The sequence below is a fragment of the Vibrio agarivorans genome, assembly GCF_030409635.1.
Classification (GTDB): domain Bacteria; phylum Pseudomonadota; class Gammaproteobacteria; order Enterobacterales; family Vibrionaceae; genus Vibrio; species Vibrio agarivorans.
Window position 1 is genome coordinate 2,071,673 of record NZ_JAUFQF010000004.1, and the last position, 11,719, is coordinate 2,083,391.

Annotated in this window: 9 protein-coding genes and 1 other annotated feature; of the genes, 8 read left to right on the forward strand and 1 reads right to left on the reverse strand. The window is 44.1% G+C overall.

The annotated features are described in order from the left end of the window. Positions 1-26 precede the first annotated feature (26 nt). The 8 genes from QWZ05_RS18070 to hisA all read left to right on the forward strand — a co-directional run bounded on the left by QWZ05_RS18070 (position 27) and on the right by hisA (position 10,847). Positions 27-3,377, forward strand: a complete 3,351-nt coding sequence (locus QWZ05_RS18070; RefSeq protein WP_290299868.1) for an ATP-binding protein — start codon at positions 27-29, stop codon at positions 3,375-3,377. A 5-nt stretch (positions 3,378-3,382) separates the two neighbouring features. Then, on the forward strand, positions 3,383-4,765 hold the full coding sequence (locus tag QWZ05_RS18075; RefSeq protein ID WP_290299869.1) for a PAS domain-containing protein: 1,383 nt from the start codon (positions 3,383-3,385) through the stop codon (positions 4,763-4,765). Between the two features lie 119 nt (positions 4,766-4,884). Beyond that, positions 4,885-5,017 (forward strand) — a sequence feature (His leader region). Between the two features lie 51 nt (positions 5,018-5,068). Continuing rightward, positions 5,069-5,965, forward strand: coding sequence for an ATP phosphoribosyltransferase (hisG, locus tag QWZ05_RS18080; RefSeq protein WP_264877162.1), 897 nt, complete (start codon positions 5,069-5,071; stop codon positions 5,963-5,965). Between the two features lie 4 nt (positions 5,966-5,969). Beyond that, positions 5,970-7,268: a histidinol dehydrogenase gene (gene hisD, locus QWZ05_RS18085; protein WP_290299872.1), complete on the forward strand. Its 1,299-nt coding sequence runs from the start codon at positions 5,970-5,972 to the stop codon at positions 7,266-7,268. Further along, on the forward strand, positions 7,268-8,308 hold the full coding sequence (gene hisC / locus QWZ05_RS18090; protein WP_290299874.1) for a histidinol-phosphate transaminase: 1,041 nt from the start codon (positions 7,268-7,270) through the stop codon (positions 8,306-8,308). Before hisD ends, hisC begins: the two co-directional genes overlap by 1 nt. 87 nt (positions 8,309-8,395) lie before the next feature. Then, the gene (hisB, locus tag QWZ05_RS18095; RefSeq protein WP_264877166.1) at positions 8,396-9,469 is read left to right on the forward strand and encodes a bifunctional histidinol-phosphatase/imidazoleglycerol-phosphate dehydratase HisB; all 1,074 of its coding nucleotides are present in this window, start codon (positions 8,396-8,398) and stop codon (positions 9,467-9,469) included. A 10-nt stretch (positions 9,470-9,479) separates the two neighbouring features. Further along, positions 9,480-10,094 (forward strand): imidazole glycerol phosphate synthase subunit HisH, encoded by a 615-nt coding sequence (gene hisH, locus QWZ05_RS18100; protein ID WP_264877167.1) that lies wholly within the window; start codon positions 9,480-9,482, stop codon positions 10,092-10,094. Positions 10,095-10,112: 18 nt separating this feature from the next. Continuing rightward, the gene (gene hisA, locus QWZ05_RS18105) at positions 10,113-10,847 is read left to right on the forward strand and encodes a 1-(5-phosphoribosyl)-5-[(5-phosphoribosylamino)methylideneamino]imidazole-4-carboxamide isomerase (protein WP_290299876.1); all 735 of its coding nucleotides are present in this window, start codon (positions 10,113-10,115) and stop codon (positions 10,845-10,847) included. A 128-nt stretch (positions 10,848-10,975) separates the two neighbouring features. On the opposite strand, the gene QWZ05_RS18110 is transcribed toward hisA, so the two are convergent. Then, entirely contained in the window at positions 10,976-11,668 is a 693-nt protein-coding gene (locus QWZ05_RS18110; protein ID WP_264877169.1) for a DNA-3-methyladenine glycosylase I, read from the reverse strand. Positions 11,669-11,719 lie beyond the last annotated feature (51 nt).

The following is an 11,719-nucleotide window of genomic DNA, read 5'->3' on the forward strand; positions in this document are numbered from 1 at the left end:
ACAATCAGAAGTGCTGAGGTATTTTGATGGTTCAAGTTGTTCTACAAAGGTGGTTACAAGTACAAACGTTCCTGTTGTTATTGCTATGGGGAGTGTTTACGCACGCTAGTTCAGTTCAACCTGAAGCGTCAGTTCAACAGGTGACTCTCGGCTTACCAACCGACATTTTGAATCTTGATATGCAAGGGTTGCCGCTGCCTAATGATTTAGCTCTCAATAAGCAAGCGGTCACTGTTCAGGCCAAATATATTGAACTATTTTGGCAAGAGTGGGCGAGGCTGAATGACTTTGAACTAGAGATTATTTGGCAGCCCCACAGTAAGTTACTTGAGATGCTTTACAAGGATGAGATCCATATACTTGGTGTAGGCGACCAAGTAGAAGGTGTCGAGAGACTGTATCGTTCAGTGCCTTATATAGAATATAGAGCAAAGCTCTATGAGCGGGTTACACTGAAATCGAAGAGTAATGAAGCAGCAGCATTCCACCTAGGTATTCAAAGTACGCCACCGAATACTAATGACTCATACTCGATACTCCTTCGTACAGTTGATGCTGACCACATAGCGTCGTATGTTGACAATCTTAGTTATATTTATTCAATTCGCTCACAGAAGTTAGACGAGGCATTAAAGAGAGTAGGCAAGTTTCATCATTTTAAATCTAAATTAGACAGTACAGCTCCCCTATATGCTCGTGCGTTTGCCAAACCAAAAGATATAAGCCTCATTGTTAATTTAAACCGCTTTGTGCGCAGCGAAGAGGCGGTGGGCTTGAGACAAATATGGCTTGATCAATATGCGGCGAACCTTCCCTCAATTAAGTTATTGATTGGCAGCTATTCGCCTCGTGTGACCCAAGAACAAGAGCGATATTTAGCAAAAAACGCCGAAATACCTTATGCCTATATCGTGTCGGGTGAATCGCCTTTTTTTGAAGGAGAGGATTTGTTTCTGGATGGCTACTATCAAGACATCATTGATGTGATTGGTAGTCATATTGGCTTTACGCCTAAACCGATTACTTTTGCATCAAGAGCAGATGCAATTGCAGCGCTTAATCGTGGCGAGGTGAAATTTATTCCTGGCATTTACTTTGAAAAGCCAGAGCTTTTAGCTGGGCTGGTCGCAACACAATCGATTGATGAAGTGGAGTTATCGTTAGTCTCTAGAGGGGTTTATCGAGGGTTGGATGAACTTAATGGAAAAGTGATTGCTGCGGTGTCTAGCTCAAATATTAACGACTTAGTATCAGAGCGATTGCCATCGAGTCCGATATTGTACTTTGATACAACGACAGATGCCCTAAGTGCAGTAGCGGATGGACGTGCTAAGGGTTTTATAGGGAATCAATTGAGTACAACTTATATCCTCGCTAGGAATCGTTTTCACAATCTCAATAATATTTCTGTCGCAAGAGAGTTTCCTACAGGAAAAATTAGTTTAGAAGTTGATGCCAATGAAATGGAGTTGGTTGAACTATTAAACACCGCCATACAAGAGTTGGATCGAACAGTGATCGATACAGTGACAGCAAAGTGGAGATTAAGCGTTAAGCAAGTTGATATTTTCGACCATGAAGAGTTTGAGTACTACCTCTGGATATTGATCCTGATTTTTGCAGGTATGACGAGCTTTATGTTTTATCACCGAGTGCAAGTCAGGAAAATGACTTTGGTACAAAGTCAACTAAAGCAAGCACTGAACGAAACAGAGAAAGCCCATCAACAAGCCAAGCAGTTAGCAAAAGCCAAGACAGAATTTTTAGCCAAAATGAGTCATGAGATACGCACCCCTATGAATGGTGTATTAGGTATGGCTGAAGCACTTACATTTAGTCAGTTATCAGGAGAGCAGAAAGACCAGCTCGAAGTGCTGTCGGGCTCAGCCTACAACCTCATGTCTTTGCTCAATGATGTTTTGGACTTTTCTAAAATGGAAGCGGGAAAGATGACGTTGTCTCCTGTTCCTACTGAGTTATATCGCCTTCTAAATCAGGCGGCCGCGAATTTTGAGTTCAGTGCCAGAGAGAAGGGGGTAAACCTCAATATTAAAGTTCCCAGCAACATGGAATCACGTACTTATAATATTGACCCCGTTCGTTGGCTGCAGGTCATTAACAATTTGCTTTCCAATGCGACCAAATTTACTCAGGAAGGATTTGTTGAAGTTAGTGTTGAGACTATAGAGTCCTCGTTAAATGAAGATGGCACCTTTGCCGATAAGTTGAGATTACAGGTTAGGGATAGTGGGATTGGTTTGTCTAAAACACAATTAGAGAAACTTTTTAGGCCGTTTGTCCAAGCTGATGATCATATCAGCCGACGCTTTGGAGGAAGTGGATTAGGCTTAAGTATCTGCCAAGAAATCGTGGATGCTATGGATGGGAAAATAGAGGTATCTTCGATCGAAACTGTTGGCACTGTATTTAGTATTATCATTGTTGCTCAACGATTGACGGATGATTTACCCACACGAGATAGAAGCCAATTAATCTACAGTAATTTAGCAGAGTTAGGCCTTTCGATTTTGCTGGTTGAAGATAATTTAGTGAACCAAAAGGTATTAATTGGTCAGCTTGCTAAATTAGGTCTTGAGTGCACAATAGCAAATAATGGCGCAGAAGGTTTTGAATATTATCAACAACAGCATTTTGATATTGTCCTCTCAGATTGCCACATGCCAGTGATGGATGGTATTGAACTAGCAAAGAAATTGAACCTTCTACCAAAGAGAGTACAGTCATATTTAGTCGTAATTACTGCGGACGTATTCAGTGACCTAGAGTTTGATCTTGATGAGGTTGGTTTTGATGGTTTTATATCAAAACCTTGTACAATTAATGATTTATCTGAGGTTGTGCTGAAAGCTAATGAGCATTTGCATGGTCAAAAGTGCTACCCGATACCTGAGTCAAGCGACGACGTTCCAAGTTTTGTAGGGGTAAATGAAAACTGGTTAGATGACCTCGGGATTACTTCCCAACTAGTTGATATTGATGATGTGCCACCTAATCCTATAGTGCTATCTGAGCGTTTTAACGCCTCTAAAATATTAGAACTTAATGGCGATGATATGGAAATCACCCTAGATGTACTAAATGATTTTCTTAACTCTTACCAAGAAGATATGGATACATTAAAGAACGCAATTAAAGTGAATAACCCTATATTAATTAAAGAGGCAGCACATAAGTTGAAGGGTGTATTTATGTATCTAGGTTGTGGGCCTGCATATCAATTAGCTAAACAAATTGAAAAACAATCAGACCGTTCAAACGGTCAAATAATGGAAGAAAATTATCACACTCTTGAACAGGAAGTTGAAAAAGCAATAGTGGAAGTGAGTGAGTTTATAACAAGTAAAAGTAAAGGTTAACCTCCGTGGAAAAAGAAGAAAAATCCTATTCGCTGGTTAGAAATATAAAGTTAGTTTACGTTCTTGCCTTCTCTGTTGTGTCAATGTTCTATGTGCTTTCGGTAATAACAATCAGTTATTACGAGAGAAAGGCGGGAGTCGAGCACCAGGTGGAAGATCTAACGTCGTTTATTTTAGGGTATTACACGAACTCAGGATCAATTTATCATCAGGACTTTAAAGTCGGGTTATCAACCTCTTTTGTCAAGGATATTTTAGAGAGAGAGGACTACGAGCAACTTGAGAGTATGATTCGTGAACGTCGGCTAGCAAGAAGCTCGGACTTTGTCGTTTTACTCGATGATGGACAACCCGATTTTATAGTTAATCGTTACAACTACAATATGTATCGCCAACTGCTCAGTAAGTTATCTGATCCTGAAGTATTAAGTAAGATTTTAACGAAAACGGAAGTACTCATCGTGTTCAACGGTCGCGTGATCAGTGCTGCTAACCTGCCTTTAAAGGGGAGTACAGAGCGTTATATATTAGCCTTCTCTGAGGTGACGAGTAATGTACTAAATCGCTATACCTCCTTCATGAGCCAGCGTTTCTATATCGAAAACATTACCGCAAACTCTCAAGTCGTTAATATTATTGACCTATCAAAGCAGGTTGACGTGAGGCTAGAGACCCTTAAATTCGAATCAAATCAATACGTGTCAAGGTCCGGGCTTTATCAAGCTGATCAACATTATTTTGATTTGATTATGTATGAAGATTATTCGATCGCTAATGTAAATACGGCAACCTGGGTAGCGATTATCTCCTTACCATTGGGTGCAATATTGATCACTGGCATTTGGCTTCTCTTCAGCCGACGCAATCTTGAGCCTGTGACAAACATGGTTCAGAGCCTGCGACGAAGCTCATCGATTGATATAGACAGCGGTCCAGATGAGTTACTCGTATTCAGTCGTAACTACAAAAGCTTGGCGAAAGAGCTAGAGTCAAAAAATCACTTCAATGAATTATTAATCGGTAGCATCACTGATATGATCTTTACCGTTGATGATAAGGGGCAGGTTAACTTTGCAAATGATGCTGCGCTTGATTGGCTTGGTTTAGATATGGTGTCTATTGAAGGCCGGCAGGCGAGCTTACTTTTCTCAAATATGGATAGGGATTCATCAGATGTGGCGACATGGATACATCGTGTCAGTGAACGCAACGAAACCGTGAAAGCTCAAGGTGACTTAGTTCCAATTACTGGTAGAGAATGGATCTATCAATGTGAGATTACTTGCCAGCCACTAGATAGAAACGCTCGGCGCTCTTCGGCTATGGTGATTATAAAAGTGCTAGAGCGCATCGAGATAGAGAGCTATATGCGAGTACAAAAAGTGTAACTTAAAAAGTTGCAAAAAAACGAATCAAAAGTGTTGAAAATTCATTTCACCTTAGTTAGTGTGTTGAACATAGTGTTAAGGAAAGAAACTTTAGTTATGCGTACATTTGGAATGAACATTCATCATCACCATCACCCAATTTAGTCTTTCGGGCGATGTACGCGTACCCGGGAGACAGGTTACTCCCGGTGGTTTGAATCTCATACTAACAAGATACCAACCCTCGGGAGACTCAATCTCTCGAGGGTTTTTTGCTTTTATCAGGTTTGAAAAATTATACAAAATAGGAACAGGGATTTCGTCATGACAACACAGCGTTTAAGAATTGCGATTCAAAAGAAAGGCCGCCTAAGTAAAGAGTGCCAAGATCTACTTAAGAAGTGCGGTGTAAAATTCAACATCATGGGTGAGCGTCTTGTCGTTCACTCTCTGAACATGCCGATTGACCTTCTGTTGGTTCGTGATGATGACATTCCTGGTCTTATCATGGATGGTGTCGTTGACCTTGGTTTTATTGGTGAGAATGAGCTGGAAGAAGTTCGTCTTGACCGTAAAGCACTCGGTGAGCCGTGTGAATTTGTTCCTCTACGTCGCCTTGATTTTGGCGGCTGCCGTCTCTCTATTGCTATTAACAAAGATCAAGAATACAACGGCCCTCAAGATCTTGCAGGCAAGCGTATCGCCACGACTTACCCTCAGCTTCTTAAAGCCTACATGGATGAGCAGGGGGTTCCGTTCTCAACTTGTATGCTAACTGGCTCTGTTGAAGTTGCTCCACGTGCAGGTCTTGCCGATGCAATTGCAGACTTGGTGTCTACGGGGGCAACGCTAGAAGCTAATGGTCTTAAAGAAGCCGAAATCATCTTCCAGTCTAAAGCAACGCTCATTAAACGTACTGGCGAATTTGAGCTTGAACGTGAAGCATTGATTGAGAAGCTATTGACGCGTATGCAAGGCGTTCAGCAAGCTAAAGAGTCGAAATACATCATGCTGCATGCACCAGTGGATAAGCTAGAGCAAGTGAAAGCGCTACTACCGGGTGCAGAAGATCCAACCGTGCTTCCTCTCTCTTCTGACAAAGAAAAAGTGGCTATTCACCTTGTCAGTACAGAAAACCTATTCTGGGAAACAATGGAGCAGCTTAAAGAGTTAGGTGCAAGCTCGATCCTTGTTCTTCCGATTGAAAAAATGATGGGGTAAGGCGATGAGAACGGTTGTATGGCAATCGCTGAGTGAATCTCAGCAAGATTCGATTATGGAGCGCCCAGCGATCACGGAAGGCGCAAATATTACCGCAGCAGTGTCTGAGGTTATCGGCCAAGTTCGCGCTAAAGGTGATGAAGCACTGCTTGAACTAACTGAGAAGTTTGATGGTGTAAAGCCATCATCAATTCGCGTATCAGAACAAGAGATTGACGAGGCATCAGCGCGACTCTCTGCTGAAATGAAGCAGGCACTAGAGCAGGCTTATGCCAATATTGCAAAGTTTCACGAAGCACAAAAGCCGCAACCGCTGCGTGTAGAAACGCAGCAAGGTGTTGTGTGTGAGCAAGTAACTCGTCCAATCAATAAAGTGGGTTTGTATATCCCTGGTGGTAGTGCGCCACTACCATCAACTGTACTCATGCTTGGCGTACCAGCTCAAATTGCTGGCTGCCGCAAGGTAGTGTTGTGTTCACCTCCGCCAATAGCAGATGAAATTCTTTACGTCGCGAAGCTGTGTAACATTGATGAAGTTTACAATGTGGGTGGTGGTCAAGCGGTAGCGGCGATGGCTTACGGCACTGAGACTGTCGCGAAAGTCGACAAAATTTTCGGTCCGGGTAATGCTTATGTGACGGAAGCGAAACGTCAAGTGAGCAATGACTTCCGTGGTGCAGCAATTGATATGCCAGCAGGTCCATCGGAAGTGCTTGTATTGGCTGATGAGACGGCTGATCCCGACTTCATTGCAGCTGACTTGCTCTCTCAAGCAGAGCACGGCCCAGATTCTCAAGTTGTTTTAGTTACGCCGTCACCTATCGTTGCCGATCAAGTGACGGATGCTGTTCAGCGTCAGCTGGCTAAATTGTCACGTGCAGGTATCGCTCAGCAAGCGTTGGCTTCGAGTTTGATTATTATCTCGGAGTCTTTGACTCAAGCAGTTTCTATTTCCAATTACTATGGTCCAGAGCACTTAATTGTTCAGACTAAGAATCCACGCGATTTGTTGCCTCTGTTGGATAACGCAGGTTCGATTTTCTTAGGAGACTGGTCTCCAGAGTCGGCAGGTGATTATGCATCTGGAACCAACCACGTTCTGCCAACCTATGGCTATACGCGCACTTATTCAAGCTTAGGACTTGCGGACTTTAGTAAACGAATGACGGTTCAAGAGCTGTCAAAAGAGGGCTTACTTAACCTAGCGCCAACGGTTGTGACTATGGCTGAAGCAGAAGGTCTTGATGCCCACAAACGTGCAGTGACGATTCGTGTAGAAAAGCTGACACAAGGAGAGGGGTAATGGAAAAGCTCGCAAGGAAGCAGGTTCAAGCACTAACGCCGTATCTATCCGCTCGTCGCATTGGTGGCAGTGGTGATGTGTGGTTAAACGCGAATGAATCGCCATTTGATAATGAGTACAAAACCGACTTTGCGCGTCTGAATCGATACAGTGAATGTCAGCCAAAGTCTTTGATTGAGGCTTATGCTGCGTATGCAGGCGTTCAACCAGAGCAAACACTCACATCACGCGGTGCAGATGAGGGTATTGAACTACTGATCCGAGCCTTCTGTGAACCGGGTGAAGATGCGATTTTGTATTGCCCACCTACTTACGGTATGTATGCCATCAGCGCAGAGACAATTGGTGTTGAGCGCAAAACAGTGCCACTCTCACAAGATTGGCAGCTCGATCTTGATGGGATAGAGCAAAATCTCGATGGCGTTAAGCTGGTGTTCGTGTGTAGCCCAAACAATCCAACTGGTAACTTGGTCAATCGTGAAGACATTGTCAGCTTACTTGAGATGACAAAAGATCGTGCCATCGTGGTGATGGATGAGGCCTACATAGATTTCTGCCCAGAAGCATCGACGGTTGATTTGCTCGCGAAATACTCAAACCTTGCGATCTTACGCACATTGTCGAAAGCGTTTGCACTGGCAGGTCTTCGCTGCGGATTTACGTTAGCCAATGAAGCACTTATCGATGTGCTATTGAAAGTGATTGCCCCGTATCCTGTCCCTGTGCCTGTTGCGGATATTGCGACGCAAGCACTGTCTGAAGCAGGGTTAGCTCGAGCGAAGTTCCAGGTTCTCGATCTCAATGCGAATCGTGCCTATCTTCAAGCAGGCTTGTCGACCCTCGAAGGGTTAACGGTATTTGAAGGGTGGGGTAACTACTTACTCGTCAAGTTCCCACATGGTGACAACCTGTTCAAAGCCGCATGGGATAATGGCATTATTTTGCGTAACTCACCGATTGAAGATTGTGTACGAATCAGTGTCGGTAGCCGCGATGAATGTGAGAAGACGTTGAGCTTCATTCGTAATTACTATAGCTAAATAGAAAACCGGCAAATAAAGAACACCAATAGGCTGGTGGCCATGAGCATGCTAGCCTGTTAAAAAAATTGAAATAAGGAAGTTCGCGTGAGCAAGCAACAAAAAATTCTATTTATTGACCGAGACGGCACCTTAATTGTTGAGCCGCCAGTTGATTTCCAAGTTGATCGTCTAGACAAGCTAAAACTTGAGCCGTTGGTTATCCCGAGCTTGTTAGCGTTGCAAGATGCAGGCTATCGTTTAGTGATGGTGACTAACCAAGATGGTTTAGGCACAGACAGCTATCCACAAGCTGATTTCGACGCACCACATAATATGATGATGGAGATTTTTGAATCTCAAGGTGTAAAGTTTGATGATGTTCTAATTTGTCCTCACTTTGAAGAAGATAACTGCTCTTGCCGCAAGCCAAAATTGGGTATGGTGAAAGAGTATCTTCAGGGTGGCAAAGTGGATTTTCAACACTCAGTGGTGATTGGCGATCGTCAAACGGATCTACAGCTGGCTGAGAATATGGCCATTCGCGGTATTCAGTACAACCCGGAAACAATGGGTTGGCCACAAATCCTTAAAGACCTGACGGTGAAAGCGCGCACAGCAGAAGTGGTGCGTACAACCAAAGAGACGGACATTAAAGTGTTTGTGAACCTTGATGAGCAGGGCGGTAACGAAATTTCGACTGGTCTAGGTTTCTTTGATCACATGCTTGATCAAATCGCGACTCACGGTGGCTTCCAAATGAAGTGCCAAGTCGAGGGTGATTTGCACATTGATGATCACCACACAATTGAAGACACTGCATTAGCGTTAGGCCAAGCTCTGAAGGATGCATTGGGTGATAAGCGTGGTATTGGCCGCTTTGGCTTTAGCTTACCGATGGATGAGTGTCTTGCTCAATGTGGCCTAGATCTTTCTGGTCGTCCATATCTTAAATTTGAAGCAGAGTTCAGTCGTGAACAGGTGGGTGACTTGTCGACAGAGATGGTGGTTCACTTTTTCCGTTCACTGACCGACACACTGGCGTGTACGCTGCACCTCTCTTCAAACGGTGATAATGATCACCACATCATTGAGAGCCTCTTCAAAGCCTTTGGTCGTACACTTCGTCAAGCGGTAAAAGTTGAAGGCAATGAGCTACCAAGCAGTAAAGGCGTATTGTAAGGAAGATACAATGACAGAACAAAAAGTCGTCATTATTGACACAGGATGTGCCAACGTTTCATCCGTAAAATTTGCCATCGAACGTCTCGGCTACGATGTATCAATCTCCAAAGACCCTGAAGTGGTGCTAGCCGCTGACAAGCTGTTTTTACCAGGTGTTGGTACGGCAAGCGAGGCGATGAAAAACCTTGAAGAGCGTGACCTAATTGGTTTGGTTAAGCGTGTTGAAAAACCACTGCTTGGCATCTGCCTTGGCATGCAACTACTCGGTAAGCTTTCACAAGAGAAAGGACAAAAAGCCGACGAGCTGGTGGAGTGTTTAGGTCTTTGTGATGGTGAAGTTCGCCTGTTAGAAACTGGCGATCTACCGCTTCCACATATGGGCTGGAATACTGTCACCTCAACACCAGAGCACCCGTTGTTTAAAGGTATCGAAGAGGGCGAGTATTTCTATTTTGTACACAGTTTTGCGATGCCTGTCGGCGACTACACGATTGCGAGTTGTGATTATGGCAAGCCATTCACGGCAGCGGTACAAAGTGGTAATTACTACGGGGTACAGTTTCACCCGGAGCGCTCTTCAAAAGCGGGCTCGACATTGATCAAGAACTTCTTAGAGCTTTAAGAATAAGGATATTAACCAGTGATTATTCCAGCATTAGACCTGATTGAAGGTCAGGTTGTCAGGCTATACCAAGGCGATTACGGCCAAGTAACAGAATATAAAGTAGACCCTTCAGAGCAGTTCAACCTTTATCACCAAGCCGGTGCAAACTGGTTACACCTAGTGGATCTTACTGGAGCAAAAGATACGACAGCACGTCAACTCGACTTGATTGCAAAGTTACTTGATAGCACCCCAGCGAGTATTCAAATTGGTGGTGGCGTTCGTACTGAGCAAGATGTCGTAGACCTGCTTGAAGCAGGTGCACAGCGCGTTGTCGTCGGCTCAACGGCAGTAAAGCAGCCAGAGCTCGTTAAAGGCTGGATGGAGAAATACGGTGCCGAAAAGATTGTGTTGGCATTGGATATCAACATCGATGAATCAGGCACTCGTAAAGTGGCGATTTCTGGATGGCAAGAAGATTCTGGCGTAACCATTGAAGCGTTAATTGATGATTACCTTACAGTAGGTCTTAAGCATGTACTGTGCACCGACATTTCACGTGATGGCACACTGGCGGGCTCGAACGTAGAGCTATATGTCGATCTTTGCAAACAGTACCCTCAAGTTCAATTTCAGTCATCTGGCGGTATTGGCTCGTTAGACGATATTGCTGCATTGAAAGGCAGTGGTGTAGCGGGTGTGATTGTTGGCCGTGCTCTGCTGGATGGTAAGTTTACGGCTGAAGAGGCCTTCGCTTGCTGGGCTGAATAATTCGTGAGGTCCGCTTAGGCTAAACTGACTACAGTCGACGTTATTATCTTTAACGCCCGGTGATTTTCACTGGGCGTTTTTACGCACTATCTGCTTATTTTCAAATCAAGACGCTATTTTGTTAATCTCTACGCTAAAACGACATTCTCACCGACACCAAACGCAATTAAACGTGATAGCTCAGTTAAACTACGACCTGACTCTTCACGCCAGTGGTTGAAAGCGCGTTGCGTGGCTTCTAGGCTTCGCTTGGTGTACAAACCACCTTCGATAATGTTATGTGCTCTTAGGTAGCTTTCAACATCTTGGCTCAATATGAAGGTATCTTTTCCCACTTGGCGCAAGGCGTATGGCCCAGTGTTTCCGCCCAAGCGTTGACCGTTCTTTTTCAAGTAGAGCCAAAGCCCAATAATGTTCTCTTCTGGCCAGTCTGCGATAAACTGAGCAAAACTGCCATGCTCGAGCTGAACGTTGCGCACCATCTGAGCATTCGCTGGCACGGTTTTGACCTTAGTGAAATTTCGCACGATGCGTTCATCTTGGCTTTTTCGCTCTAGCATGTCAGCAGGCATCATCAATAGTTTTTCAATATTGAACTCCCAGAACACTTCTTCGAAAGCTGGCCATTTGTTATGAATCACACGCCACACAAACCCAGACTGGAAGATAGACTTGGTAAACTGAGCGAGAAATCGGTCATCAGAAATAGTCGACAGCTGTTCGTTGGTAAGGGGTTGTGTGAGGAGGAGTTCGAGTGATGCTCGACCGCCTTTTCGCTGGCAGGCGCGGTTATAGATGTCTTCAAAAGATTCGTAGTTCATAAGAGTTTCATCGAAAAAGTACAACTAACGGAAGATTACCTGACTATAAAT